We start from the raw sequence: 714 nt of genomic DNA, 5'->3' as shown, positions 1-714 counted from the left end.
GTAAGTGATACACTTGAGTCTGTTCTTGATTATGCAGGTTCAGCAAGTGCAATCTTGAATGGTCAAGCTCTTGATGCCAGTCAAATCAAGGTAGAGGGTCAAACCATTACCTTGACCCTTACAAAGGAACAAGTGAAAGCCAATGGCGGTCAAGCTGTTGAATTGAGCTTCACTGCTAAGATTAAAGCGGGAGCTGATTTAACTCCATATCTAACAGATCGTGGATTCACTGTTCCAAATACGGCTTCTTATGATGCAAACATTCCAAATAGACCAGGGCTACACAAAGATTCGAATAAAGTTCCGGTTATCGTTCCAAAAGAACCAGAACCAGAAATTACGAAGAAAATCAACCGTACCTTGGACCACTTGGATGTCGAATACGATGCACCTTACATGTACAATGTCAATACAGCTTTACCAAAAGATATTGATAAGTACAAAGAGTTCACCGTAACAGATACACTTGAATCTGTTTTGGCAATCGCTGATACACCAGTAGCCTATGTGGACGGTCGTGATGCAAATGGAGCTCTTGAAACAAGTGTTGAAGGAAACACTGTCACTGTAAAAGTGAAAGATTTCGCTCGACTAAAAGGCTTCAAAGAGATTCAATTGTACATCCCAGCTAAACTCAAAGCGCATAGCGATTTGACTCCTTATAAGGATCAATTGGTACCAAACAAAGCAAGTGTTAACTTCAAGGATGCCAAT

General features: G+C 40.6%; 1 protein-coding gene. It reads left to right on the top strand.

What is annotated here, in order from left to right:
- On the top strand, positions 1-714 hold a 714-nt coding region (locus tag M1F63_RS10095), incomplete at both ends, for an isopeptide-forming domain-containing fimbrial protein (protein WP_247941330.1).

Origin of the sequence: Streptococcus oralis, assembly GCF_023109155.1 — a bacterium.
In the GTDB taxonomy this organism is placed as follows: Bacteria; Bacillota; Bacilli; order Lactobacillales; family Streptococcaceae; genus Streptococcus; species Streptococcus oralis_BZ.
This window is presented reverse-complemented; position numbering and strand designations above follow the sequence as displayed.